The following is a 25,658-nucleotide window of genomic DNA, read 5'->3' as shown; positions in this document are numbered from 1 at the left end:
TCATCGTTGCTCACGATGACCGGGGTTTCGTTTCGTTAAGTTGTGCTTGTCCGGCTAACCGGCCAGTTGGCGGTGAAGCTGACCCAGCCGGGTTATAACCGAAGCGTCAAGCACTTCGTCACCCACCTGGACGCGGATTCCACCGATCAGTTCAGGATCAACGGTGAGGTTGATCTTGAGCTCGCGAGCGTACAGGGAATTAAGCCCTGACTGGAGGCGGGCGAACTGCGTTTCCGTCAAAGGACGGGTGACACTGACCGTTGCAATCCAGCGCTGCTGCCGCTTGGCTGCCAGCTCGGCGAACCGGGCTACCAGCATGGTCGGCTTGATGCCGCGGGGCTGGGAAACCGCCTGCGCAATGAGGACGTTTGCTTCCTCGCCTGCGCCGGTATGCAACTTCTGCGCCAACCCGGTCTTCGCTGCAGCACTGGCCTGCGGCTCAGACAGAGCACGTTGTACCTCGTGGTTGGAGGCAACGGCCTGGTTGAAGGAGAACAGATCGTTCTCCAGCTCTTCCAGCCCAGAGATTCCGGAGGCAGAAACGGCCGACTTGTTTTCAGCAACGGCGATAACCACCGTTGCGGCAAGCGTCTCGAGTGCATCGCCGATATCTCGGGCCGATGCCCAGCGTGAACTGGCCAGTCCGCCCGCGATGTCCGCAGCCTCAGCGGAGACTTTTCCGCCAACCAGCTGCCTGACAAGCGCCGACTTTTCGTCACCGGTGCGGGACGGGTCAGTCAGGGCGCGGCGCAAGCCAGCCGAGCTGTCCACCGTTCCCAGGATTCCGAAGAGTTCCTTAGCCAACTGCAGCGAGGCCAACGGAAGCTTTGCTTCCAGTTGGGTCAGCGCCTTGGTCAGCGATTCGCTCGATACACCTGACATTACTTAGCTGCACCTGCGTTCTGGTTCTCCAGATCTGCCAGGAAGCGGTCAACCACACGGGCAGAACGCTCGTCATCGTTGAGTGCTTCGCCAACGATGCGGCCTGCCAGCGTGGTGGCCAGCGTGCCTACCTCGGAGCGCAGGGACACAACTGCGGCCTGGCGCTCCGATTCGATCTGCACGTGTGCCTGTGCCGTGATGCGGGCAGACTCAGCGGCAGCCTTTTCCTTCAGATCTGCAAGGATCTGGGCGCCTTCAGCACGGGCTTCCTCGCGGATGCGGTTAGCTTCCGCGCGGCCTTCCGTGAGCTGCTGCTTGTACTCTTCGAGTGCTGCAGAAGCCTCTGCCTGCGCCTTTTCTGCCTTAGCAATGCCACCTTCAATGGCCTCGGCACGCTCTGCAAACGTCTTCTCGAACATCGGGACAACGAACTTGACCACGATGAACATGAGGACAGCAAAGCCGACGAGGACAACGCCCATTTCCCAGACGTTGGGAACGAGCGGGTTGGTCGCCTCGGCGCCTTCCACGGCGGCTGAGATGATCGTTTGATACATAATTCACCCGTCCTTATCTACTCGGTTCTGGATGTTCGCTTGGTTCTGAAGGTTTACTTGAGAACGAAGGCGAAGACCAGGCCGAGGATGGCGAGGGCTTCAGTCAGGGCCAGGCCGAGGAATGCGATCGGCTGCAGGACGCGCTGGGCCTCCGGCTGACGTGCTACGCCGTTGATGTAAGCGGCGAACACGAGACCCACACCGATACCACCACCGATGGCGGAGAGGCCGTAGCCGATGAGGTTGAGGGAGCCGTTGATGGAGCCGTTCATGGTTTTCCTTTCAAGATGCCACCCATGTGGCAGGTTGTTTGGGTTGCTTCATCCCCGTGAGGGGAAGATTGTAGGTGCCTTAGTGGCTGTCCGCGTGCAGCGCGCCTTCGATATAGATGGCAGTCAGCAGCGTGAAGACGTACGCCTGGAGGGCCATGATGAGCGCCTCGAGCATGTACATGGCGATGGAACCGGCCAGGACGAGTACCGAGGCTCCCTTGAGAAGGACGCTCTCCTGCATGATGAGGAACTCAATGCCGGAACCGGCGATCATGACGATCAGGTGGCCGGCCAGCATGGTGGCAAACAGACGGAGGCTGTGCGTGACGGGCCGGACCAGGAAGTTCGAGATGATCTCGATCGGGATGATGAGCGGGAGAATATAGACCGGTACACCGGAGGGTACCGTGGCCAGCTTGAAGTACTTCAGGCCGTTCTTCTTGATGCCAATGCCAATCCACGTGACGTACACAATGCCCGCCAGGACATAGGCGCCGCCGACGTGCGAGAAGCTCGGCAGCTGAATCACGGGAATGGCGCCGTAAATGTTGTTTACGAGGATAAAGAAGAAGAGGCTGAACAACAGCGGCACATACTTCATAAAGTCTTTGCCACCGATAATGTCCTTGGCGATGCTGTTACGCACAAAGCCATAGGCCATTTCACCAGCGAACTGGAGCTTGCCGGGAACAAGCTGCTGCTTCCGCGCAGCTAGCAGAAAGAATGTGGCGATAATGACGACCGACAGGATTACGAGCAGCATCTGCTTGGAGAATCCGTCAGCCACCCCCCACGGCAGGATTGCCGGCAGGTGCATTTCTTCAATTCCAGGAGGATTAAACTCTCCTGAATCTTGGGCCGGGAGCGCAAGCGCGATCAACGCGTTTCCTCTCTGCAGTGTCCATCATTGGGCGTTGGTCGAGGACCCGCGGATTTGTGCTCCGCAGCTCCCCCTGTGAAATTATTTGGCATTTGTGTTTCCGTCCGCGGACGGGCCGCTGTCTGCTCTGCTCTTACCGGCCGTGGTTCTGGAACTGGTAAGGCCATGCATGTGGGAAAGATAGAAACCCCCGAGAGCTCCAAGCAGAGCGCCTGCGAGCACGATCCAGCGGGTTCCCCACAGATTATCCAGACCCCACCCTATCAAACTCCAGACGATGATTCCGCCAATAATGTAGCTAAAGACGGCCATTCCGGCGTTGTATCCGCCGTCGTTGTTTTCGGCCGACACCCCCATCGTGGGAGCAGCGTTCTTGGGCGCGGAAGAGCCGTTTTCGGCTGGTCGTTTCCGCTCAGACATCGTGCGGCTCCTTCGGCTCCGGGTCGTTGTAAATCTGCAGGCGTGCCTTGCTGAAGCCGTAGATCTCGGCGGCCTGCCAGAAGACAACAGTGGCAACAGCACCGATCAGGAACCATCGGCCGTGCAACCAGGCGGGTGCTCCGATCAGGAACAGCACAACGGCGAAACCCACTACTTTGACAAAGTAGGTGGCCACGAACATTCCGATGGCACCGGACGGGTTATTGCGCCCCATGAAGTGGCCGACCAGGAGGCTGATAGCGAAGAAGACCATGACCAGGAGGCCGCCCAAGGTACTGGACAGGACGCCGTCGGGCCCATTCAGGATGACAGCCGGAATCCCCGCCAGAATGATCGCGCCGGCACCGGCAGCTGAACTGATGGCCAGGAGGCGCAGCCACAGCGACCGGGTGGGACCGGAGCCACCAACGGATCCGTTGCCGGACGCGGGTCCGGGGTCGGCGTTGGAGGTCATGAGATCCCAATCGTCGGCGCCCTGGGGCTGGGTGGAGGGGCAGCTTTGGCTGCCCCTAAATTCTACACGAGATAGAAATGAATCCGAACACGGTTACGTGGCCGGCTCGTCGCTCCCCCGGCGCAGGTACGGCCATGCCGTTAGCTGGCCCATCACCAGCGAGGCGAAGAGGTCAACGGCCAAGACGTATTGCCAGGGGAATACAGCAAAAGCCAGGCCGCCGAATGACAGCACCGCGGTCCACAGGTACATCAGGATCACAGCGGTCCGGTGGGAGTAGCCGATGTCCAGGAGCTTGTGGTGGAGGTGTCCACGGTCTGCGGACCAGGGCGAACGCCCCCTGGCCGTTCTGCGAACTACGGCTAATCCAAGGTCCAGCAACGGCAGGAAGAGCACCGCGAACGGCAACAGAATAGGGATCACGGTGGAGATACCGTTGGCTCTGTCATACAGCCCGGAGGTGATCTGGCCGGTGGACACGATACCCGCGGCGGCGAACAGCAGCCCGATGAGCATGGCACCGGAATCGCCCATAAAGATCTTCGACGGGAACCAGTTGTGCGGCAGGAAACCGATGCAACTGCCCACGACGACGGCCGTCACCAGCGTGGCGAGGTCCGAATAGTCCAGCAGGACGGCGTTGCGGTGCACCCAGTAAGCCGTGAAGAAGAACGCGGTTCCGCCGATGATCGCCACGCCGGCGGCCAGCCCGTCCAGGCCGTCAATGAAGTTGAAGGCATTCATGGTGGTGACGATCAGCCCCGCGGTCAGCACGGTGCGGAGCATGTCGTTCTCGAGGACAATCGGCTCCGGCACCCACGGGACAATGGTCATCCGCACTCCCCAGATGGCCACCACCAAAGCTCCCACGCTCTGGCCAATGAGCTTGACCCACCAGCGGATATCCAGGAGATCATCCGCCACCCCCACCAGCACGATCACCGCCGCGCCAGCCAGGACGCCCCACGGCGAGAAGTTGTTCCGGTAGATGTCTTTGACGAAGAAGGACTGGCTGGCCACGATGAGGGCAACAAGCACGCCAAGAAAGATGGCCACACCACCCAGCCGGGACACCGGGACCGAGTGCATGTCACGGCTGCGGATAGGCATGTGGAGTTGCAGCCTGTTGCCCACAACGCGGGCACCCCAGGTGCCCCCATAGGAGACGACGGCGGCCGTCAGCCCCATGAGCAGGTACATGATCATGCGACAGGTCCCCCGGTCAGCCGCACATCGCGGAGCGGATAGATCCCGTTGAGGACCTGCTCGTTGCTGCGCGGCGCTTTCATCCCGTGCAGCAGTCCCCGCAGGAGCCCCTTGAGGAGCAGTCCCTTGTTGGGAGAGCGAGCGACGGTCCGGGTCCAGTTACGGACCGACGCGCCGGAGTACAGGATCTTCTCCCACGGGGTGAGGGCCGCGGACCGGGTATAGACCCAGATTTTGTTGCGCACTTCGTAGTAGAAGCGTGTACCGGGATCGGCTCCCGCGTCCCCAAAGGACTTGGTGTGATGGTTCGCGACGGACTTTTCCACCGAGATGGCATTCCGGTGCCGGGAGATCCGGGCCGTGTATTCCAAATCGTCGTTCCAAATGAAGTAGTCAGCTATGGGAAGGCCATAGCGCCGGATTTCGCCGGCATCGATGAGGATCGAGACGAACGACGCCGTCCTGATCTGCACTCCCCCTGCCCGGCCCGCGAGCTCGCGCTCCTGGTCGGTGGCACCAATCCTCGGGCGCATCTTGTTCATCGGGTGGTCGCGGCCATCAGTCCACACGACCCGGCTGGCCACAAAACTTGGCTCATCGCCGGACACCGCGGCGTAGGACTGCGCTGCTCCGAGGGCTTCGGCGAGGGCTCCGGGCTGCGGCTCCGTATCGTCATCCATGATCCAGACATAGTCCGCTGCGTGGTCCAAAACCGCCCGCTCCATGCCTACTACAAACCCTCCGGCGCCGCCCAGGTTCTGCTGCAGCCGCATGGTATCCGTGGCAACGGGACCGGTGTATCCGGCCAGGAAATTCTCAGTGCCGTCAGTGGACGCATTGTCGACGATGACTACCGTGGAGGGCAGGACCGTTCCTGTCGTGATGCCCCGGAGCGTGGTTTCCAGGAGCTCCCGCCGGTTGTATGTGACCACCACGGCGACGACGTTTCCGGTCATTTGCTTGCCCCTGCAGTCATGGCTCGTAATTTGCGGCCGGCCAGGACGACGGCCAGCTTCCAGGGTTCAAAGAACACACGGCCGAAAACCCTTCGCGGGGAGTGGACCAGGCGCCAGAGCCATTCAAAGCCGAGCCGGCCCAGCCACCGCGGGGCGAGCCGCTGGTGTCCGGAGATCTGGTCCAGCGCGCCGCCCACAGCGCCATAGACGGCGTCCGGCAACTCATCACGGCGCTGCCACAGGAAGGATTCCTGCAGCGGCATGCCAAGCCCCACCAGGACCAGGTTCGGTCCAAAGTCCCGGAGTTCATGTACGACGGCGAGTTCCCGCTCCGGGTGCCAGTCCTCCCCCGCCCAGCCGAGCACCTTAGTTCCGGGCAGGAGTGTTTCGAGCTTGCGGCACGCTGCGGCATTGCTGAGGCTGTTTGTTCCCACTACAGCCACACGGTCCAGGCCGGTCACAGAACCCAGGTGCTTGATCCAGTCAGTCGAACCCACCCGGAAACTGGAATCGGCCGTGGCCGCGTGTCCCTGAAGCTTCCAGGCTGCGTAGACCGGAGCGCCGTCCAGGAGGACAACGTCAGCAGAGTCATACAGCGCTTTGAAGTCCGGCAGCGTGTGGTAGAGGTAGCAGCTGTGCAGGTTGTGACCGACTACCGTGCGCCGGCCTCCCGTTGCAATGAGGTCACCGAGGACGCCGGCCATGCGCTGTTCCGGCAGGGCAGTGACCTCGACATCCAGCAGTCGTAGGCGGTCGCGGCCAAGGATCATGCCTCCGGATCCTTTTCGGCGGGCACTACGGGTGCCCGCACGTCCGGTGCACCTGCGGCCGTCTGAGGCTCTTGGCGTTCCGCCGGCTCTGCTGCTGCTACAGGTTCGGCTGCAGGCCCGGGCCCAGCAGCCTTGTCCTGCGCTGCATTCTCCGCTTCAGCTTCCCCAGGCGCAGCTTCTTCAGTCTCAGCCATCGGAATTTCACCCAGGCCCAGGACGCCCGGAACATGCTCCCGGAGCCGGTCCAAGGACACGGCACCGTTGCGCACCACCCGCAGGATGGGCCCGGTGGCATCAACGATGGTGGATGCCACTGCGTCCGTTCCTTCCAGCGGCCGGAAGCCGCCTTCAAGGTAGACCTCCACCGATTCCGCGAGCTGGGCCCGCGCTTCGGCTGCGGTCTGCGCGGGGGCCTGGCCGGTGCGGTTGGCGGAGGACACCGCGAGTGGACCGGTTAGGGTCAGGAGCTCCTGGGCCACTTCGTCGGCGGGCATGCGGAGGGCTACTGTTCCCTGGGTATCGCCAAGGTCCCAGTCCAGCGACGGCTGGGCGTGCAGGATCAGGGTGAGGCCGCCGGGCCAGAATGCCTCAGCCAGCTTGCGGGCATCTGCGGAAATATCCGTCGCCAGTCCGTCCAGGGCATTGATCCTTGGGATGAGTACGGGCGGCGGCATGGCCCGGCTGCGTCCCTTGGCGACCAGCAGCGTGGTGACGGCCTGCGGCGAGAAGGCGTCGGCCGCGATCCCGTAGACAGTGTCGGTGGGAAAGACCACGCACTTCTTTTCGCTGATGGCACGCTGGGCATGCTCCAGGCCCAGGGCGCGCTGGTCCTCTGACGTGCAGTTGTAGGTTGTGGTCACTGGCCTATTCTTTCATCAGTCGTGGCGCGGACCGGCAAGCACGGCACTGGTGGCGCGTTCCTTGCCGTTGAGGTCCAGGTGGGTGGTGATCTCGGTCCAGACACCGGTGCGCTTCATCATGGCGGCGATCCAGCCGGCCTGGACTTCGGCGTGTTCCATCACGAAGTAGCCGCCGGGAACCAGCAGCCGGGCTGCCGAGGCGGCCGCCGCCGTCGGCAGTTCCATGCCGTCAGCTCCCCCGCCGTACAGGGCTTCGGGAGGATCGTGGAGGGCCACTTCGGGTTCATTGGGGATGGCTTCGGCGGGAATGTAGGGCGGGTTGGAAACCACGACGTCGAATGTTCCGTTGAGTTCAGGCAGTGCGTCGCGCAGGTCCCCCAGCATGAGCCTGACGCCCAGCGGAGCCAGGTTTTTCTCGGCCCATGCGTGCGCGAACGCACTGAACTCCACGGCGTGGACTTCAGCGCCGGGTACTTCGTGGGCGATGGAGCCGGCAATCGCTCCGGAGCCCGTGCCCAGGTCCACAATCCGCGGATGGGCCATGCCCTTGACGTGGTCGATGACCAGTTGGACAACGGATTCCGTTTCGGGACGCGGGATAAACACTCCGGGCCCCACGGCGAGCTCGAGATACCTGAAGTGGGCCACGCCCGTGATGTGCTGCAGCGGGATCCGCTGTGCCCGTTCGGCCACAAGTTCGGCGTATCCCTCCGGCACGGGGGAATCACCCAGCATCATGGCCCGGAGCCGGCCGAGCCCCACCCCCAGCAGGTGGTCCGCCAACAGCTCGGCATCGACGCGGGGACTGGGGACGCCGGCGTCCCGAAGGACCGCGGTGGCCGCCCTGACGGCAGCAGCCAGGGACTCTTCCGGTCTTGGTGTCATGGCTGTGTTGTTTCCAGCAACAGGCTATTCGCCGATGGCGTCCAGGCGTGCCTGTTCGTCCATCTCGATGGCGGACTGGATGACCGGCTCCAGGTCGCCGTTCATGACCTGGTCCAGGTTGTACGCCTTATATCCGGTGCGGTGGTCGGCGATCCGGTTTTCCGGGTAGTTGTACGTGCGGATGCGCTCGGAACGGTCCATGGTACGGATCTGGGACTTACGCTGGGCCGAATTCTCGGCGTCGATGATCTCCTGCTGGTGCGCCAGGATGCGGGCGCGGAGTACGCGCATGCCTGCTTCGCGGTTCTGCAGCTGCGATTTCTCGTTCTGCATGGCCACCACAATGCCGGTGGGAAGGTGCGTGATGCGGACAGCGGAGTCAGTGGTGTTCACGGACTGGCCGCCGGGGCCGGAGGAGCGGTACACGTCGATCTTCAGGTCGTTCTGGTTGATGTCCAGCTCTTCGGGCTCGTCCACCTCGGGAAGAACCAGGACGCCGGCAGCGGAGGTATGGATCCGGCCCTGGGATTCGGTGACGGGCACCCGCTGCACACGGTGGACCCCACCTTCGAACTTGAGCCGCGCGTAGACGCCCTCGGCAGGATCGTTGGAGCTTCCCTTGACGGCCATCTGGACGTCTTTGTAACCGCCCAGGTCAGACTCGGTGGCCGAGATAAGCTCGGTCTTCCAGCCGCGTGATTCCGCGTACCGGGTGTACATCCGCAGGAGGTCGCCGGCGAACAGCGCAGCTTCGTCGCCGCCTTCGCCGCCCTTGACCTCCAGGATCACGTTGCGGGCATCGTCAGGGTCGCGCGGGATGAGCAGGCGCCGCAGCTTGGCTGAAGTAGCCTCCATGGCCGCCTCCAACTCAGGCACCTCGGCAGCGAACTCAGGGTCTTCGGCTGCCATCTCCTTGGCAGCCGAAAGGTCATCCCGAAGCCCTTCCCACTTGTGGTAGGCCTCAACAATGCCGTTAAGTTGGGCCGAGCGCCGCCCCAACTTCCGGGCCAGCCGCTGATCAGCATAAACAGCAGGATCCCCCAGCTGTGCCTGGATAGCATCATGCTCGTCAAGCAGGCCCTGTACGGACTCAAACATTTCAAAACCTCTTTCGACTCTCACAAGTCTAGTAATGCCGCGCGTTGGGTGGGACGAACGCAGGTCGGTCGGTTTTTTGCCGCCCCGGGAGTGGCTTCGGGCCTGCCGGAGCGTGGTGGCCCAGTCCGTCAGGAGGAGGCCGCCACGCGTAAGTGCTGGGGCGGCAAAAAACCGAACGACAAAGGGGTGGGGCCGACGAAACAACCGACGGCCCCACCCCTGGTTAATCTACTTGTCGTTATCCGACTTTGCACCAAGCGTCGTCTTCTGGACCTGCATCAGGAACTCAACGTTGCTCTGGGTCTCCCGGATCTTGTTGGTCAGCAGCTCAAGGCTCTGCTGCGTTTCGAGTCCGGAGAGGACGCGGCGCAGCTTCCACATGATCTTGACTTCCTCGGGGGAAAGCAGGTTCTCCTCACGGCGGGTGCCGGACGCGTTGACGTCCACCGCCGGGAAGATGCGCTTGTCAGCCAACTGGCGGGAGAGGCGGAGCTCCATGTTGCCGGTGCCCTTGAACTCTTCGAAGATGACCTCGTCCATCTTGGAACCGGTCTCCACGAGGGCCGTTGCCAGGATGGTGAGTGAGCCACCGTTTTCGATGTTGCGGGCTGCACCGAAGAAGCGCTTCGGCGGGTACAGCGCGGCGGAGTCCACACCACCGGACAGGATACGGCCGGAGGCCGGTGCTGCCAGGTTGTAGGCGCGGCCCAGTCGGGTCATGGAGTCGAGGAGAACCACTACGTCCATGCCCATCTCCACGAGGCGCTTGGCGCGTTCGATGGAGAGTTCGGCCACGGTGGTGTGGTCGTCTGCGGGACGGTCGAAGGTGGAGGCAATGACCTCGCCCTTGACGGTGCGCTGCATGTCCGTAACTTCTTCGGGACGTTCGTCAACGAGCACCATCATGAGGTGGACCTCAGGATTGTTGGTGGTGATGGCGTTGGCGATGGACTGCAGGATGAGCGTCTTGCCGGCCTTCGGCGGGGAGACGATCAGGCCGCGCTGGCCCTTGCCGATCGGGGCAACCAGGTCGATGACGCGGGGCCCGATCTTCTTGGGGTCGGTCTCCAGGCGCAGGCGCTCGGACGGGTAGAGCGGGACCAGCTTGGCGAATTCGACGCGGTCCTTGAGTTCTTCCGGCGTTTTTCCGTTGACGGAGGTGACGCGGACCAGGGCATTGAACTTCTGGCGGGCGGACTGCTGGCTGCGGTCTTCGCCTTCACGCGGTGCACGGATGGCGCCAACGACGGCGTCGCCCTTGCGCAGGTTGTACTTCTTGACCTGGGCGAGGGACACGTAGACATCGTTCGGGCCCGGCAGGTAACCGGAGGTGCGGATGAACGCGTAGTTCTCCAGGACGTCCAGGATGCCGGCAACCGGCAGCAGGACGTCGTCCTCGGTGACCTCGACGTCGTCGACGTCCGGTCCCTGGGCGCGTCCCCGACGGCGGTCGTTGCGGTCGCGGAAACGCTCGTTGCGGGAGTTGTCCCGGCTGTCCTGGCCGCCGGAGCGGTCATTGCGGTCGTTGCGGTCACGCCGGTTCCGGCGGTTCCGGCGGCTGCCGCCGTCGGAATCGTCGTTGTCGCGGGAATCGTCACGGCGGGTGCCTTCACGCTGGCCTGCGTCGCGGCTGCCGGCGTTGTCGCGGCCGCCATCGGCGTTCTCCCGGACATTCGTGTCGCGGGCGGTGCTGTCGCGGGCGGTGCTGTCACGGGTGCCGGAGTCACGGGCGTTGCTGTCACGGGTGCCGGAGTCACGGGCGTTGCTGTCACGGCCGCCGCGGGTGCGGCCGCTTTCGCGACGGTCGGCACGCTGGCCTTCGCCGGATTCAGCACTTTGGCCTTCGGTGCGCGGGGTTTCGGTGCGCTGGGTCTCGGCGCGGTCTGCCTGCCGTTGTTCAGCGGCAGGCTGCTCGGACGGCGCTTCGGTAGCCTCGCCGGCCTGCGGGGACATGGCTGCTGCTTCGCCGCGGCGGCGGTTGCGGGTCCGCGGCTGGCGGCGTTCGCCGGCACCTTCGGCTGCTTCGCCGGACCCGGCGGGGGCGGCTGCCGGAGCTTCAGCGGGAGCGGCAGCCGGGGCTTCGGTGGCTGCGGCGGGAGCCGCCACAACGCCGTCGCTGACAGCGCGCCGGCTGCGGCCACGGCCACGGGCGCGGGTTCCCTCGGCGGCAGGGGCCTCCGAGGTGTCTCCGGCAGCAGCAACCGGAGCAGCAGCAGCAGCTACGTGGTTGTCAGTGGCCTTGTCGGTAGCCTTGGCCGGGGCCTTGCTGGCCGATGTGCCTGAGCGGTGGGCGGAAATGGCGTTAACCAGGTCCCCCTTGCGCATGCGGGAACCACCGGAGATTCCCAGCTGGCTGGCAAGTGCCTGCAGCTGGGCGAGCTTCAGGCCGGCGAGGCCACTGCTCTTGGCGGGTGCGGCCGTTGACGATCCGGCTGCAGAAGTTGATGTGTCCACAGCTGAAGACAGCTCAGTGGTTTCGGTCACGAAGGATCCTTCCCCCTCGACGGCGTCCAGACTGGGAGCTGGACGCGATGATTTGATCTGGGCTGCAGTTCAGATCTGCAGCCGGGAGTTTCGGCCTTGCCGGTTGGATTTCGGCCAGCAGGGCCGGATACTGATTCACCTCACGCACCGATTAATGGCGGAACGCTGGGCTGTCGGTTCAGGGGCAGACACTTCTTGCTGCAGATTCCTGCGACAGACCAAGCAGGCGGCACCGGAAAATATTGCGCAGTAGGAGATCTATGAGCAACTGAATGAGCCGCAGATCAGATAGGCGGAATTAACGCCGGTGCATGTCCACCTTAGCACCTTCGACGTCCACTGCCAGCTTCAGCACGCGCCAGCCGATACCCGGCGTGTTGGCCGCCGTAAACGACTCAATCAGCGCAAGCACTTCAGTGGCTTCGGCTTCGCCGTTGGCGAGGACCAGCACGGTGGGTCCGGCACCGGAAACGACGGCTGCGTGACCTGCAATGCGCAGCGCCGTGATGAGCAAAGCGCTGGGTCGCATAGCTTCGGCCCGGTAGCTCTGGTGGAGGTAGTCCTCCGTTCCGGCGAGCAGGAATTCCGGCTTCCGGGTAAGCGCATGGATGAGCAGCGCTGCCCGGCCGGAGTTCATCGCAGCGGCGTGGTGGCCAACCGACGCGGGCAGCAGTGCCCGCGCGGCCTCGGTGGACAATTCAAAGTCAGGAACTGCCACAATGGGGATCACGGAACCAACCACTGTGGCGCACGTGCTCCTGTACTGGTCACTGTCCTGCCATGACAGCGCCAATCCGCCAAAAATCGCGGGTGCCACGTTGTCCGGATGGCCTTCCATCTCGCTGGTCAGTTGCAGGATCCAGTCGCGCCCTCGTTGTCCCGCGGCGGGCACCATGGCGTTGGCGGCGGACACTGCCGCCACCACGGCCGATGCCGACGACCCCAGGCCGCGGCCATGGGGATTCACATTTGTGGCCGTAATCCTGAGCCCGCCATGCCGGAAGCCAAGCCGGGAAAAGGCAGCTTCCATGGCCCTGACCACCAGGTGGCTGGGGTCGCGCGGAAGACTGTCCGCCCCCTCGCCGCTGAGCTCGAACAGCAGCTCATCGGTTTCGAGGCTTTCCACCGTCAAAGTGTCGTGCAGTGCCAGGGCAAGGCCGAGGCTGTCATATCCCGGACCAAGGTTGGCGCTGGTGGCCGGGACCCTGATGGTGACGCGCTGTCCTGCCTCGATGAGGGGAAGGAGAACGGCGGTGGGCGTGGTGGTTTCCAAGGCTACTTTTCTTCCAGTCCCAGTTCAGCTGCAACGGTGACGACGTCGTTGGAGACCTTGACGGGCTGCACTTCACTGCCGTCCTCGGTACGCAGGGCCCACTGGGGGTCCTTGAGGCCGTGGCCCGTGACGGTGATAACGATGGTTTTACCTGCCGGAACTTCCCCGGCGGCGTGCTTCTTGAGCAGTCCGGCCACACCCGCGGCGGAGCCTGGCTCGACGAAAACGCCTTCGCGGGCGGACAGCCAGCGGTGGGCCTCAAGGATCTGCTCGTCAGTCACGGCATCGATAAACCCGCCGGACTCATCACGGGCAGCGATGGCACCGTCCCAGGAAGCCGGGTTCCCGATCCGGATGGCCGTGGCGATCGTGTCAGGTTCGGTGATGGGGTGGCCCGCCACGAACGGGGCAGCACCGGCGGCCTGGAAGCCCCACATCTGCGGGGTCTTGGTGGAGACGGCGGGAAGGGTGCCGGCCGTTGCGGACTCGAACGGTGCCGAATACTCCTTGTAGCCCTTCCAGTACGCCGTGATGTTGCCCGCGTTCCCGACGGGCAGGACATGGATGTCCGGGGCATCGCCCAGCGCGTCCACAATCTCAAATGCGCCGGTCTTCTGGCCCTGGATACGGGCGGGGTTGACGGAGTTGACCAGGAACACCGGGTAGGACTCCCCCAACTTCCGGGCGATGTCCAGGCAGTTGTCGAAGTTGCCGTCCACCTGCAGCAGCGTGGCGCCGTGCGCGATGGCCTGGCTCAGCTTGCCCATGGAGATCTTGCCTTCAGGAACCAGCACGGCGCACTTCAAACCGGCGGCAGTAGCGTAGGCGGCAGCGGAGGCGGACGTATTGCCGGTGGAGGCGCAGACAACGGCCTTCGCCCCGGACGCCACGGCCGCCGTCATGGCCATGGTCATGCCGCGGTCCTTGAACGAGCCGGTGGGGTTCATCCCCTCGACCTTCAGGTACACGGTGGAACCCGTCAGTTCAGAGAGCTTCTGGGCGTGGACCAGCGGGGTGCCGCCCTCGCCCAGGGTGATCACCCTGGTGGATTCCGTCACGGGCAGACGGTCAGCGTATTCGCGGATAACGCCGCGCCATTGGTGAGCCACTTAGACTCCTTCTACCCGCAGAACGGATGTAACTGAATTGATGACGTCCAGGCCCTTCACGGCCTCGACGGTGGCTGCAAGGGCAGCCTCGGATGCACGGTGCGTGACGATCCGCAGTTCTGCTGACTCCCCCTTGGAGTCGGCGTCCCGGTGGATGGTCTGCCGCATGGTTTCGATGGACACGCCGTGCTCAGCGAAGAGCTGGGCGATGCGTGCCAGGACACCGGGCTGGTCCGCGACATCCAGTCCGATGTAGTAGCTCGTGGTTGCCGCGTCGATGGGAAGTGCGGGCACGTGACCGGTGGTGGTTTCGGTCCGCTGGGGTCCACCCAGCACCAGCCGGCGGGCCGCGGAGACGAGGTCACCCAGGACGGCAGACGCCGTCGGGGTGCCGCCGGCTCCCTGGCCGTAGAACATCAGTTCGCCGGCGTTTTCCGCCTCGATGAACACGGCGTTGAACGCGCCGCGGACGGCAGCAAGCGGGTGCTCACGGGGCAACAGCGTGGGGTGTACGCGCACCGAAACGCCTTCGACGCCGTCGGAATCGGTGAGCTTTTCGGCGATGGCGAGGAGTTTGATGACGAAGCCCGCGTCCTTGGCCGCCGCAATGTCCGCCGCGGTGACAGAGGTGATGCCCTCGCAGTGCACGTTTTCGAGGGCGAACCGGGTGTGGAAGGACAGCGTGGCCAGGATGGCGGCCTTGGCGGCAGCGTCGTGGCCTTCAACGTCGGCGGTGGGGTCAGCTTCCGCGTAGCCGAGGCGCTGGGCTTCGGCGAGGGCGTCGGCGAACTGGGCGCCGGTGGAATCCATCTGGTCCAGGATGAAATTGGTGGTGCCGTTGACAATGCCCAGCACCCGGGTGATGTGGTCGCCGGAGAGGCTGTCGCGGATGGGGCGCAGGATGGGGATGGCGCCGGCTACGGCTGCTTCGTAGGACAGCTGCACGCCGGCTTTGTCAGCCTCTTCGTAGAGGGTGGGCCCGTCCTGGGCGAGCAGCGCCTTGTTGCCGGTGACCACGCAGGCGCCGTTGCTCAGCGCTGACAGGATCAGCGTGCGGGCCGGCTCAATGCCGCCCATCAGCTCGATGACCAGGTCTGCATCCTTGACGAGGGTCTCGGCGTCGGTGGTGAAGAGTTCCTGCGGAAGCTCCACGTCCCGTTTGGAGTTCACGTTGCGCACGGCGATGCCGCTGAGCTGCAGGCGTGCACCGGTGCGGGCGGCCAGGGCGTCGGCGTCCTCAATGAGAATCCGCGCAACCTGGGCCCCAACGTTGCCACAGCCCAGGAGGGCTACTTTCAGGGTTCGCAATTCGGTCATTCAGACTCCCATGTCGCGGTTGAGCAGATCTTCTTCGGTTTCCCCGCGGACAATCAGCCGGGCAGATCCGTCGCGCACCGCGACAACGCCCGGCCGGGCCAGATAGTTGTAGTTGCTTGACAGGGCCCAGCAGTAGGCGCCGGTCCCCGGTACAGCAAGCAGATCACCGGCTGCCACGTCCTCGGGCAGATATACATCTCTAACAACTATGTCGCCGCTCTCGCAATGTTTGCCCACCACTCGGGACAGCCGAGGGGCAGCGTTGGAGGCGCGCGAGGCCAGAATCGCCGAATAATCCGCGTCGTAGAGCACCGGACGGGCGTTGTCGCTCATCCCGCCGTCAACTGACACATAGCGCCGGGGGTGCGTAACGTTTTCGTCCGCATTTTCGCTGGTTTCGCCGGTTCCGGCTGCCCCGGCTGAGGGTGCGTCGACGCGCACGGTCTTCAGCGTTCCCACCTCATACAGCGTGAAGGTGGTGCTGCCGACGATGGCACGCCCCGGTTCGATGGAGATCCGGGGAGACTTGATGCCCAGGTCCGCGCAGGTGGAACGCACGACGGCGGCCATAGCCTGTGCGATCTCCGCTGCTGGGCGCGGGGTGTCCACCGAGGTGTAGGCGATGCCGTAGCCGCCACCCAAATCCAGTTCCGGCATCACGATGGAGTACTTTTCCTGCATGGCAGCAAGGAAGCGCAGGAGCTTCTCGGCAGCCAGCGCGAAACCGTCCGGTTCGAAAATCTGGGAACCAATATGGCAGTGCAGTCCGAGCAGGTCGATGCTCGCGTGGCCCGTGGCCGCCGCTACGGCCTCTTCCGCTGCTGAAAGGCCGGCCTGTTCGGTGGTGTCCTCCGCCATGGACAGCCCGAACTTCTGGTCCTCGTGGGCGGTGGCGATGAACTCGTGGGTGTGGGCGTGCACCCCTGGGGTCAGCCGCAGCATGACCTTGGCCAGCTCGCCGCGGCTGGCGGCAATTTTGGCCACTCGCTCCAGCTCGTCCAGGCTGTCCACCACTATCCGGCCAAGTCCCATGTCCAGGGCCCGGTTGATCTCGGCGTCCGATTTGTTGTTGCCGTGCAGCGCCACGCGCGCGCCCTCGATGCCCGCGCGTGCTGCCACCGCCAGTTCACCGCCGGATGCGGTGTCCAAGCGCAGGCCTTCTTCCTCCACCCACTTCACCACCGCCGTGCACAAGAAGGACTTGCCGGCATAGTAGACGTCCACTCCCCCGCAGATGTCCTGGAAAGCAGCGTCGAAAGAGTCCTTGAACGCCCGGGCCCGGGCCCGGAAATCAGCCTCATCCATGACGAACAGCGGTGTGCCGAACTTTGCCTTGAGGTCGCTGACGGGGATGCCCCCGACGGCGAGCTCGCCGCCATCGTTACGCTGGACGCTTCCTGCCCACATAGGTTCGTGGAGGGCGTTGAGGTCGGCGGGCACCGCCAGCCACTCTGGTGCCAGGGGGGACCCGCTGTTTCCGGCCTGCACAGTCAGTGCGCTCACATCCGCTCCGGCGCGGAAACGCCAAGGAGGCCCAGCCCGTTGGCCAGCACCTGGCTGGTGGCATCGTTGAGCCATAAGCGGGTCCGGTTGACGTCGGTGACAGCTTCCTCGCCCTGCGGGGCAACGCGGCAGGCGTCGTACCAGCGGTGGTAGGCGCCGGCAATGACCTCGAGGTGGCGGGCCACGCGGTGCGGCTCGCGGAGCTCGGCGGCTTTGGCCACAATCGAGGGGTAGCTGCCGAGGTAGGAGAGCAGCTCGTTTTCCGTGGCGTGGTCCAGCAGCGAAGCGTCAAACGCGCTCCGGTCGACCCCTGCGGCCACAGCATTGCGGGCGGTGCCGCGGGAGCGTGCGTGGGCGTACTGGACGTAGAACACCGGGTTCTCGTTGCTGTGCTTCTTGAGCAGGTCAGGGTCAAGTGTGAGCGGGGAATCCGCCGGGAACCGGGCCAGGGAGTAGCGCACAGCGTCCTTGCCGAGCCAGGAGATGAGGTCCTTGAGCTCAATGATGTTGCCCGCACGTTTGGACAGCTTGGCACCGTTGACGGAGACCAGCTGGCCGATCAGCACCTCGATGTTAACCTCGGGATCATCGCCCGCGCACGCAGCGATGGCCTTGAGCCGGTTGATGTAGCCGTGGTGGTCCGCGCCCAGGAGGTAGATCTTTTCGGTGAAGCCGCGGTCCTTCTTGGACAGGTAGTAGGCAGCATCAGCGGCGAAGTAGGTGGGCTCGCCGTTGGCCCGGATCATGACGCGGTCCTTGTCATCGCCAAAGTCGGTGGTGCGCAGCCAGACCGCACCGCCGTCGTCGAATACGTGGCCCTGCTCCCGAAGGCGGGCAACGGCACTTTCGATCGCACCGGCGTCGTGCAGTTCCTGCTCCGAGAAGTAGACGTCAAACGCCACGCCGAAGTCAGCAAGCGTGTCCTGGATGTCCTTCATCTGGGCCTTGTAGGCGGCCGAGCGGATGACCGGAAGCGCGGCGATTTCGGTGAGTTCGCGGATGTCCGGATGTTCGGTGAGGACGTCATGGCCGAGGTCCGCGATGTACTGGCCCGGGTAGCCGCCGTCGGGCACGGGGCGGCCGTGGAGCCGGGAGTAGACGGAGTTCGCGAAGACGTTCATCTGCGAGCCGGCGTCGTTGATGTAGTACTCGGCGGTGACCTCTGCACCGGAGGCACGGAGCACGCGGGCTATGGCGTCGCCCAGGGCGGCCCACCGCGTGTGGCCGATGTGCAGCGGGCCGGTGGGGTTCGCCGAAACGAATTCCATGTTGACCACGTGGCCTGCGAGCGCGGTGTTGGTGCCGTATTCCACGCCAGACTCCACGATGGCCCTGGCCAGGGCACCTGCAGCGGCGGCATCCACGGTGATGTTCAGGAAGCCGGGGCCGGCGATGTCCACGGCCGAGACGCCGTCGATGGTCTTCAGCCGGGCGCTAAGGATCGTGGCGAATTCACGCGGGTTGGTGCCGGCCTGCTTGGCCAGCTGAAGGGCGATGTTGGTGGCCCAGTCGCCGTGATCCCGGTTCTTCGGTCGCTCCACGCGGACGTCTTCAGGAACAGCTGACGCGGACAGCCCGATTTCGCCGGCAGCGACGGCGGCTTTCAGGCAGGCGGATATGGCGAGGGAGAGTTCTTCGGGAGTCACCCCTCTAGCCTACCGGCGGCCGCCACGTGGACGAATTTGAGCTCCCCGCGTGACCGGCCGGGTCCTGATGGCGTACAGGCGTGAACGCGCACAGCGGTGATCGCGTACAGCGGTGATCGCGTACAGCGGACGTACGGCTGTTGCACAGGGTGAACCATTACGCTGAATCCGACGTTGAGTAAACCGTAAGCACCAGCCCACGAAACGAGCCCCGCTATGAGACCGTCAGTCCGCACGAGTGTTTTCGCCGGAATCGCGGGCCTGTCCCTCGTTGGGACGGTGGCTGGCTGCGCGCCGTCTGCCTCGCAGGGCGCCCCGGCCCCAGCCGCCGACACCAGCTCCACCGGGCCCACCACACCGTCGGGCAGCTCATCCTCGCTGGCCGGCAGCGGTTCCCTATATCAGGACGGAACGTACAGCGCCGATGGCACGTATGTCTCGCCGAACGGCACCGAAACCGTAGGCGTGGAACTGACGCTCGCCTCGGGAACAGTCACTGCCGTCAACATCACACAGCACCCCTCCAATCCGAACACCCGCAAGTTCCAGGGCGAATTTGCCGGCGGGATCGCGGCGCAAGTGGTGGGCAAGAGCATCGACGAGCTCACAGTGTCCAAGGTTGCGGGCTCCTCCCTCACCAGCGGCGGCTTCAACCAGGCGGTAGAAAAGATCAAGTCGGAGGCCCAGTAGGCCGTGCCGCAGGCTGACCGGGAGGCCTTCCGCTTCGACGGGATCGGTACCCGTTGGGAAATTTCCACACCCAGACCGCTCGCGGCCAGCCTCCGCGCCCGGCTGCTTGAGGTAGTTGAACAGTACGACGGCGTGTGGTCCCGTTTCCGGCCGGATTCCACTGTCAGTGCCCTGGGCCGTAAGCCGGGGCGGTATGAACTTCCTGCGGAAGCTGCGGCACTTGGCCGGCTGTACCGCTCGTTGTACGACATTACGGCGGGTGCCATGACTCCCCTGATCGGCGGCAGCCTCGACCGGCTTGGGTACGACGCTGCCTACTCGCTGCAGCCTTCAGGGTCGCCGGTGGCTCCACCCCGTTGGGAAGATGCCCTGGACTGGGACGGCGCCGTAGTGACCACTTCTGTGCCGTTTGTCCTCGACACCGGAGCCGCTGGGAAGGGCCAACTGGTGGATCTCCTTGCGGCCGAATTGCGGTCCGGCGGCGCAGACAGCTTCCTTATTGATGCCAGCGGGGACCTCTTCCACTGCGGGGGGGCCCCCGTCACTGTGGCCCTGGAGCACCCGTACGACCCCACGAAAGCAATCGGCACGGTATCAGTCTCCGACGGCGCCTTGTGCGCCAGCGCCTCCAACCGACGTGTGTGGGGCGACGGCCTGCATCACGTCCTGGACGGCACCACCGGGCGTCCGGTCACCACGGCCGTGGCAACCTGGACCATGGCGGCGAGCACCATGCTGGCCGACGCACTGGCAACGGCCCTGTTCTTCGTCCCCGGCGCAAAGCTGGAGCAGACATTCGATTTTTCCTGGCTGACCATGTTTTCAGACGGTAGTGCCGCGTATTCGGCCGGGTTTGAAGGGACACTGTTCACATGAGCCCCGTTGAAACTCCGAAGGCTGCTGTACCGGCAGGACTGCTGGACACCCTGCTGGGAAAGTACACTATGTACCGGCTGATCCTGCTGATCCTGGCCGCCCTGGCCGCGTTCAGCCTCCTCCTGAACGCGCTCGGCTGGCTGACGTTTGGCATCCCGCAGATGCTGACGCACCTGGCCCTCTGCCTTGGCCTGACGTATGCCTCCAACCGCGCGCTGGCTGCGCTGTTCCATGTGCGGCCGCATTCCGAATCGTCGCTGATCACTGGCCTGCTGCTGTATTTCCTGTTTTGGCCGTCATTCATGCCCATGGACGTGGCTGGCGTTGCGCTCGCCTGCGTACTGGCTTCTGCCTCCAAATATGCGCTCGCTTGGCGGGGCCGGCACCTCTTCAACCCTGCCGCGGCCGGCGCATTTGTGACCGGGCTGACCGGGCTGAATGTCGCCACGTGGTGGGCGGCCACCCCTGCGATGTTGTGGTTGCTCGTACCCGGCATCCTGCTGGTGCTGTACCGCACGCGGAAATTCCTGATGGCGGCCGTCTTCCTGGTGGTGTCCACGTCAATCGTGACTTCGGAACTCCTGCAGGCGGGGACGCCCCTCGGCGGCTCGCTGTGGCAGGCCCTGGCGCAGCGGCCGCTGCTCTTTTTCGTCGGCTTTATGCTGGCCGAGCCGCTGACCCTGCCGCCGCGCCGCTGGCAGCAGCTCGCGCTTGCTGCGGTTGTTGGGGTGGTGTTTGCCGTGCCGTACAACTTTGGCTTCATCGCGAACTCCCCCGAACTGGCCTTGCTCGTGGGGAACCTGCTGGCCTTCTTAGTGGGCCAGCGGGGTGGGGTAAATCTGACGTTCGCGGGCTCCCGGGCTTTGACGCCCAGCACGACTGAGTTCGCCTTCGAACCGTCCCGCCCAGTCCGGTTTGTGCCCGGACAATACATGGAGCTGGACCTGCCGCACGCCAATTCGGACGGAAACGGCCGACGACGGGTGTTCAGCCTGACCAGCGCTCCGGGTTCTGGGACGGTGAAGTTCGGCGTCCGGATGTCCGAACCCCTGTCCGCCGCAAAGAAAGCACTCCTTGCCCTGCAACCGGGTGACCGCGTGACAGGGACGTCCGTGGGCGGTGACTTTGTGCTCCCCCGCGATCCCCGGACCCCGGTACTGCTCATCGCCGCCGGCATCGGAATCACCCCGTACCTTGCGCATTTGGCCGCCGGCGCGGGCCGGGACCGGGACACCGTTCTTCTGCTGCTGGCGCGGAACGCGGAAGAAATTGCCTACGCGAGCGAGCTGGAGGCGTCCGGGGCACGGATCCTTGCCCGCGTCGCCGACGGTTCCGCCCCGCCGTCGTTCATGACTGACGCCGGGCCCACGGTTGCGGGTGACGGCAACGCATTTTCGGGTGGGACTGCCGCGTGCGCCCGGCTGGACGGGGCGACCCTGAAAGCTATAGTTCCGGACATTGGCGGCCGCACCGTCTACATCTCCGGGTCTCCTGCCAGCGTCGCTTCGCTGCGGCAGGCGGCGATGAACGCGGGCGCACGCAGCGTTCATATGGACTCATTTTCCGGCTACTGAGGTTTCTGCGCACTGATGGATCTGCATACCGGAGCGGCTCGCGGAGCCACGTTTTTCGTTGCAGGCCACCTTCCTGCTAAGCTCTAGGACGTCCCGCCAGCAACGGCAGGATCCCTGAATTGCCCTCGTAGCTCAGGGGATAGAGCGTCTGCCTCCGGAGCAGAAGGTCGTTGGTTCGATTCCAATCGAGGGCACAGAAGGAAACCCCCGCTGCTCGGGAAAGCAGCGGGGGTTTCTTGCGTCTTGGGTCCGGCCTACTGCGGGACCTACGGGACGGATGCCGCTCCGGGGCAACCTTGGCCCCTAGGGTTTTGGTTGCAGTCATCAGCGTAGTTGCGGGTGATGGACCGCCAGACGCTGATGGTTTGGGGCGGTGCGGTGAACTGCCCCTGGCCGGGGATGGGTAGTGGCGGCCCGGTGTTGACTGAGTAGGTCCCCTGGAAGGACGCAGTGAGCACCACTTGGAAATCGCCGGTTTCGGGGAAGGCGTGGCTCGTGCGCGTCTTTGCGCCCCAGCGCTCCTGCGGGAGGGGACCGCCCCTGGACTGTTGAGGTCCCAGGATGGTCCCGTCGCCATAATTCCACGTGTACTGGACCGGCGTGGCGACTACATGGACCTGCTGGCCGAACATCGTGATATCGAACTGCTGCTCGGCTGAGTCCGCGAAGAAGTTCGTTTCCGCACCGCGAAGAGTGTGCGGGCTGGGCTGGGCTACGACTGTCCCGGCATTGATGGGGAGATTTTCGAACTCCCGCTGAATGTCTGCTGCGATTCTCGGCAGCAGATCCTCGGGCTGAGCGTCGTAGAGGCACGTTGGGCCGGAGTGGATTGCCCAGACGGCACCCGGGACTCCGCGGGGCATTGAGTACCACATGACAGGAATGCCGTCATTCCCATCCGGCCGATTTCGGCAATCCAACTGCCTGCCAAGGCAAGGCGTATCGAAGTCACCGCCGCCCAGGTGGCACTGTAGTTCGTACTTGTAGATATTTGGGTCTGTAAAGTTTTGGCCCAGTGGGATAGGTACAAGCTCGCCCGACTCTCTATCAACGGTCCAGGCGTCCGTCGCCACGGTCAAGCCCTTTTCTTCGTACCCAAACACGATGGGCGGGTCATCGGCCCTCGCAATTGAAGAGCCGACGGAAATGAAAAGCAAAGTTAAGCAAAAACCATTAAGACCCCCAAGTGCTTTGCCCATTGCTACCTGATAAGTCCGAGGTCAGCAATAAGCCAGCCAGTTTCCCCGAAGGTGGCTCCTGCACGACTTCCGACGTTGGTTGCCGCAGCCGGGTCTTGATAAAGACTTCCGTCGGGCTTCCTTATCTCCATCGCCTGCTGAAGGACCTGAACCACTGCCGACGCGGACAATCCAGGATTGACTTCGGCGGTGATAGCGGGTGTCTCGATCTTTCCTCCGTTCACCCAGCGGCCGTCCCTCCACGCGGTCGTGATGCCCTCCCTCAGCCCGGAACAGAAAACGCAGTTTGGCCCGCTGATGGTCGCAAGATTCCTGGTGTCCCCAGTCTCGTATGCATAGCTAAGTGTTGAGTACCAGTAGGCAGTGAATGCCTCCAGGCCTTCCTTCGTCTCCGTCTTCGCCACCTCAGGCAGCATCGGCACCGGGACGTTCTCAGCGGGTCCACTCGCTGACGCTGGTTTGTAGGCCGCAGTTGCAGTGGGCGCCGGCGTAGGGCTGGGGACGACCGACTCGGTAGCCGCCGGGGATGGCGAGGCAGTTTGGTTCGGCTCCCCACCGGCGTTACATCCAGATAACGCCAGTGCTCCTACCACTGCGAAAGTGAGCGCGAGCGCCCGCCAACGTTGGGACATATAGAAGTTCTGCGAGGTCATGGGCCGCTATTCTCCCAATAGTTTCAAGACGGCAAGCTCCGGGCAATGCCTTAAGGGTAGACCAGATCACATTTCTACGATCAAAGTTATCCACAGATATCGGTACTACCATTGGCCGATTCAGTTGCATAACGAGTGCCTGGCGACAGCAGCCAAGAACAATACAAATGGGGTCCGTTCCCGAACGTTCACGCCCAATGGCGAAATACCGAGTAGCGACAACCCAACCGTTTCAACCCCAGACGCGCCGTCACGGCTACACGCGCTCGGGCACGCTCAATGCATGGCCACGGCTGCTGCGGGATTCCCAGTTGACATCGTGTCGGAAGGTCGCTTTCTGCGCGCTATCATTCCAAGGGCACCGGCGTGCTTTGGCGTGTTTGCCCCAGCAGGGTTGGCAAGCCTGGCCATTGCGGCGGCCAGGTGGGTGGTTCCCAGTCGGGTTGTTCGCTTTGGTAGTGCCGCCCGGCGGGTGAGATCCAGCCAGGTGGTTCGTTTTTGGTGGGTTCGGTGGGTTTCCAGGCGGTGGTGTGTCTGAGCCGGTGATGGCGGGGGCACGGCTGTCCGAGGTTAGCGATCCCGGTGGTCCCGCCGAGAGCCCAGGCCAGGACGTGGTCCGCTTCGTTGTCCAGGGAATGGTTGCTGCAGCCGGGGAACGGGCACTTTCCGTCCCGCAGGCGCAGCCACTGGCGTTGGGCTGTGGTGACCCGGTAGCTGGTCCGCCCAATCTCCAGCGGCGCCCCGTCGCGCGGGTCTATCAGGACGCGGTGGAAAGACTCGGCGCCGTTAGCGATCAGTTGCCGGGCCATCGACGGCGGGATCGGCCCGTACCCGTCGAGCATGGCCGGTTCCTCCGTTACGCCCAGGAGCGCCAAGACCGGGACGGTGACCAAAACCTGCGCCCTCGGCGACAGGACATCCGCAGTATCACCCGTGGAGGCGCAGGAGGAGTCGGCAACCGGCAACGCACCGCGGGCACCGTTGGCACGCCCAGTTGCACGAGGGTCACGGCTGGCCCCGACGATGCTGTCGCCAGCACTGCCGCCGGCGTTACTGCCGCCGGAGGTGCGGAGGAGCCAACTGGCGGCTGTGTCGGCCCGGAGTTGGGTGAGGGTCCGGGCCTCCTCGGGGCACTGCATGGCCCGGGCTGCTCTGGTCAGGCGGTCCCAGATCCCCGACGCGGTACCGGCCGGCAGGTACGCCGAGAGCCAGGCCATCCCGTCCCGGTCCGGGGCATACATCACCCGCCGATCGGCGGCGCACTTGATGTGGCGTTTTTCGATGCTCACCGGATGGTGCCGCTCCCGCCAGATCCGGGCTTTTTGCCGGAACAGTCCAGCGGCCATCTCACCGGCCGGGCAGCCGCGGGCCGGGTTCGGATCATCAGGGTCCAGGAAATGGGCCTCCAACGCCTGCGCCCCGCCCGGGCCCAGGCTGCCGGCCTCATCGACCATAATCCGGGCATGCGCCCATGAAATCGACCCCGCCTCCAGCGCGGACATCGTCAACGGCAAGGTGGTGGTCAGTTCGTAGGCTTCGGCCAGCAGATCGGCCGCGGCCGCCTCACGGATCGCCAGCACACACGCCACCTCAGCCACCACAGCCATCTCCTGGGCGGTCTCCTCCGGCAGCGACAACCCAGGAGGCGCCATGGCCCGGGCAGCGCGGGCGCACCGGGCAACCGTCCGGACTTTCCGGGCAGCTAACTTCGCTTCCTCACGCACGATCCCGGCCAGCGCGTCCAGGGACTCGTCGTAATCCCGGCGCAACAGATCCGCGTCACCGCCCAACGGGGCACTCAAAGATCCGGTGTCTTCCGAACCGTTGCGCGCCACGCCAGCCAACCCGGCACGGGAAGCATCATAAGCTTCCACCGTCTCCTCGGCCGCGCTGCTGTCCTGGATTCGAGCATCACAGGCGGCATCGGCTTTCGAGCTATTGCCGGCCAAACTGGGGGTGCCTTCCATACCCAAAGCATCCCAGCAGGGGCCGACATTGTGGGCCAACAAAATCGTCTATGTGCATAAATGGCCGCCAGCGGGACTGATACGCCGAACTACCCTTGTTCGAGCC

General features: G+C 64.3%; 24 protein-coding genes and 1 tRNA gene. 4 read left to right on the top strand and 21 right to left on the bottom strand.

Annotation, left to right across the window (positions count from 1 at the left end; genetic code table 11):
- Nucleotides 1-54 precede the first annotated feature (54 nt).
- The 18 genes from ABIB45_RS01060 to argS form a co-directional block, all read right to left on the bottom strand.
- Entirely contained in the window at nucleotides 55-882 is an 828-nt protein-coding gene (locus tag ABIB45_RS01060; RefSeq protein WP_354214031.1) for a F0F1 ATP synthase subunit delta, read from the bottom strand.
- Nucleotides 882-1,439, bottom strand: a complete 558-nt coding sequence (locus ABIB45_RS01055; RefSeq protein ID WP_354153623.1) for a F0F1 ATP synthase subunit B — start codon at nucleotides 1,437-1,439, stop codon at nucleotides 882-884. The genes ABIB45_RS01060 and ABIB45_RS01055 overlap by 1 nt, the downstream gene beginning before the upstream one ends.
- 53 nt (nucleotides 1,440-1,492) lie before the next feature.
- Entirely contained in the window at nucleotides 1,493-1,711 is a 219-nt protein-coding gene (gene atpE / locus ABIB45_RS01050; protein WP_211882710.1) for an ATP synthase F0 subunit C, read from the bottom strand.
- 79 nt (nucleotides 1,712-1,790) lie between these two features.
- A complete protein-coding gene (gene atpB / locus ABIB45_RS01045; protein ID WP_354153622.1) occupies nucleotides 1,791-2,591 on the bottom strand; it encodes a F0F1 ATP synthase subunit A in 801 nt (266 codons plus the stop codon).
- Between the two features lie 81 nt (nucleotides 2,592-2,672).
- Nucleotides 2,673-2,948, bottom strand: a complete 276-nt coding sequence (locus tag ABIB45_RS01040; protein WP_282329072.1) for a hypothetical protein — start codon at nucleotides 2,946-2,948, stop codon at nucleotides 2,673-2,675.
- Between the two features lie 55 nt (nucleotides 2,949-3,003).
- Nucleotides 3,004-3,486 (bottom strand): Cg1360 family ATP-synthase-associated protein, encoded by a 483-nt coding sequence (locus ABIB45_RS01035; RefSeq protein ID WP_354214030.1) that lies wholly within the window; start codon nucleotides 3,484-3,486, stop codon nucleotides 3,004-3,006.
- Between the two features lie 93 nt (nucleotides 3,487-3,579).
- Complete coding sequence (locus ABIB45_RS01030; RefSeq protein ID WP_354214028.1) at nucleotides 3,580-4,692, bottom strand: MraY family glycosyltransferase; 1,113 nt, start codon at nucleotides 4,690-4,692, stop codon at nucleotides 3,580-3,582.
- Complete coding sequence (locus ABIB45_RS01025; protein ID WP_354214026.1) at nucleotides 4,689-5,648, bottom strand: glycosyltransferase; 960 nt, start codon at nucleotides 5,646-5,648, stop codon at nucleotides 4,689-4,691. Before ABIB45_RS01025 ends, ABIB45_RS01030 begins: the two co-directional genes overlap by 4 nt.
- Nucleotides 5,645-6,418, bottom strand: coding sequence for a WecB/TagA/CpsF family glycosyltransferase (locus ABIB45_RS01020; protein WP_354214024.1), 774 nt, complete (start codon nucleotides 6,416-6,418; stop codon nucleotides 5,645-5,647). Before ABIB45_RS01020 ends, ABIB45_RS01025 begins: the two co-directional genes overlap by 4 nt.
- A complete protein-coding gene (locus ABIB45_RS01015) occupies nucleotides 6,415-7,278 on the bottom strand; it encodes an L-threonylcarbamoyladenylate synthase (RefSeq protein ID WP_354214023.1) in 864 nt (287 codons plus the stop codon). The genes ABIB45_RS01020 and ABIB45_RS01015 overlap by 4 nt, the downstream gene beginning before the upstream one ends.
- A gap of 15 nt (nucleotides 7,279-7,293) precedes the next feature.
- Nucleotides 7,294-8,163 (bottom strand): peptide chain release factor N(5)-glutamine methyltransferase, encoded by an 870-nt coding sequence (prmC, locus tag ABIB45_RS01010; protein ID WP_354214022.1) that lies wholly within the window; start codon nucleotides 8,161-8,163, stop codon nucleotides 7,294-7,296.
- Nucleotides 8,164-8,187: 24 nt separating this feature from the next.
- Nucleotides 8,188-9,261: a peptide chain release factor 1 gene (gene prfA / locus ABIB45_RS01005; protein WP_354214021.1), complete on the bottom strand. Its 1,074-nt coding sequence runs from the start codon at nucleotides 9,259-9,261 to the stop codon at nucleotides 8,188-8,190.
- A 228-nt stretch (nucleotides 9,262-9,489) separates the two neighbouring features.
- Nucleotides 9,490-11,745: a transcription termination factor Rho gene (rho, locus tag ABIB45_RS01000; protein ID WP_354214020.1), complete on the bottom strand. Its 2,256-nt coding sequence runs from the start codon at nucleotides 11,743-11,745 to the stop codon at nucleotides 9,490-9,492.
- Nucleotides 11,746-12,043: 298 nt separating this feature from the next.
- Nucleotides 12,044-13,018 (bottom strand): homoserine kinase, encoded by a 975-nt coding sequence (gene thrB, locus ABIB45_RS00995; RefSeq protein ID WP_354214019.1) that lies wholly within the window; start codon nucleotides 13,016-13,018, stop codon nucleotides 12,044-12,046.
- 2 nt (nucleotides 13,019-13,020) lie between these two features.
- Complete coding sequence (gene thrC / locus ABIB45_RS00990; protein WP_354214018.1) at nucleotides 13,021-14,127, bottom strand: threonine synthase; 1,107 nt, start codon at nucleotides 14,125-14,127, stop codon at nucleotides 13,021-13,023.
- Nucleotides 14,128-15,444, bottom strand: coding sequence for a homoserine dehydrogenase (locus ABIB45_RS00985; RefSeq protein ID WP_354214017.1), 1,317 nt, complete (start codon nucleotides 15,442-15,444; stop codon nucleotides 14,128-14,130).
- The gene (gene lysA / locus ABIB45_RS00980; protein ID WP_354214408.1) at nucleotides 15,445-16,938 is read right to left on the bottom strand and encodes a diaminopimelate decarboxylase; all 1,494 of its coding nucleotides are present in this window, start codon (nucleotides 16,936-16,938) and stop codon (nucleotides 15,445-15,447) included. It lies immediately after the preceding gene.
- Between the two features lie 5 nt (nucleotides 16,939-16,943).
- On the bottom strand, nucleotides 16,944-18,593 hold the full coding sequence (gene argS / locus ABIB45_RS00975) for an arginine--tRNA ligase (protein WP_354214016.1): 1,650 nt from the start codon (nucleotides 18,591-18,593) through the stop codon (nucleotides 16,944-16,946).
- 216 nt (nucleotides 18,594-18,809) lie between these two features.
- Here argS and ABIB45_RS00970 point away from each other — a divergent pair, with 216 nt between their 5' ends.
- The 4 genes from ABIB45_RS00970 (at nucleotide 18,810) to ABIB45_RS00955 (ending at nucleotide 21,927) form a co-directional block, all read left to right on the top strand.
- Nucleotides 18,810-19,283, top strand: coding sequence for an FMN-binding protein (locus ABIB45_RS00970; RefSeq protein ID WP_354214015.1), 474 nt, complete (start codon nucleotides 18,810-18,812; stop codon nucleotides 19,281-19,283).
- Between the two features lie 3 nt (nucleotides 19,284-19,286).
- Complete coding sequence (locus ABIB45_RS00965) at nucleotides 19,287-20,159, top strand: FAD:protein FMN transferase (protein WP_354214013.1); 873 nt, start codon at nucleotides 19,287-19,289, stop codon at nucleotides 20,157-20,159.
- Nucleotides 20,156-21,733, top strand: coding sequence for an FAD-dependent oxidoreductase (locus ABIB45_RS00960; protein WP_354214012.1), 1,578 nt, complete (start codon nucleotides 20,156-20,158; stop codon nucleotides 21,731-21,733). Before ABIB45_RS00965 ends, ABIB45_RS00960 begins: the two co-directional genes overlap by 4 nt.
- Nucleotides 21,734-21,854: 121 nt before the next feature.
- Nucleotides 21,855-21,927 (top strand) — tRNA-Arg (locus ABIB45_RS00955).
- Between the two features lie 72 nt (nucleotides 21,928-21,999).
- Here the strand turns inward: ABIB45_RS00955 and ABIB45_RS00950 are convergent.
- The 3 genes from ABIB45_RS00950 to ABIB45_RS00940 form a co-directional block, all read right to left on the bottom strand.
- On the bottom strand, nucleotides 22,000-22,596 hold the full coding sequence (locus ABIB45_RS00950; protein WP_354214011.1) for a PKD domain-containing protein: 597 nt from the start codon (nucleotides 22,594-22,596) through the stop codon (nucleotides 22,000-22,002).
- Between the two features lie 338 nt (nucleotides 22,597-22,934).
- Nucleotides 22,935-23,564: a DUF6318 family protein gene (locus tag ABIB45_RS00945; RefSeq protein WP_354214407.1), complete on the bottom strand. Its 630-nt coding sequence runs from the start codon at nucleotides 23,562-23,564 to the stop codon at nucleotides 22,935-22,937.
- 368 nt (nucleotides 23,565-23,932) lie between these two features.
- The gene (locus tag ABIB45_RS00940) at nucleotides 23,933-25,552 is read right to left on the bottom strand and encodes an HNH endonuclease signature motif containing protein (protein ID WP_354214010.1); all 1,620 of its coding nucleotides are present in this window, start codon (nucleotides 25,550-25,552) and stop codon (nucleotides 23,933-23,935) included.
- Nucleotides 25,553-25,658: the final 106 nt, after the last annotated feature.

The sequence above is a fragment of the Arthrobacter sp. UYCo732 genome (assembly GCF_040547265.1).
In the GTDB taxonomy this organism is placed as follows: Bacteria; Actinomycetota; Actinomycetes; order Actinomycetales; family Micrococcaceae; genus Arthrobacter.
This window is presented reverse-complemented; position numbering and strand designations above follow the sequence as displayed.